Source organism: Muribacter muris (genome assembly GCF_004569585.1).
Lineage (GTDB): Bacteria > Pseudomonadota > Gammaproteobacteria > Enterobacterales > Pasteurellaceae > Muribacter > Muribacter muris.
Map to the genome: position 1 here is coordinate 1 of NZ_SPPA01000078.1, position 389 is coordinate 389.

General features: G+C 69.7%; 1 protein-coding gene. It reads left to right on the top strand.

The annotated features are described in order from the left end of the window. Window positions 1-148: 148 nt before the first annotated feature. Window positions 149-389 (top strand): M24 family metallopeptidase (locus E4T80_RS12685; RefSeq protein ID WP_135058727.1); only part of this gene is annotated, 241 nt, incomplete at its 3' end.

The window sequence follows — 389 nt, forward strand, 5'->3', positions numbered from 1 at the left end:
CCCGTAGGGGGATGCGCCGTGGATCCACCGCGGAGCCGGGGTTTTCCACAGGCCGTGCGCACCCCTTGACGCAGCCGCCGGACATTGTCACATTCATCAGTGTCACGTTACGGGCACGTACCGCACACGGCAGGGAACGGACGGTGGCATGACCGGCTTGGCCAAGGCAGTGCAGGACACCAACACCCCGGAGCTGCGCGGGTTCAGAGAGGTTCAGCGCCTCGCCTACGCCTGCGCGGAGGCGGTCGCCGGTCAGCTGCGCTCCGGTGTGACCGAGCGCGAGGCGGCCCGGATGCAGCGCGTGTGGCTGCGCGAGCGCGGTGTGCGCGACTGGTTCCACCTCCCGTTCGCCTGGTTCGGGGACCGTACGGCGTTCGCCGGGTTCAAGG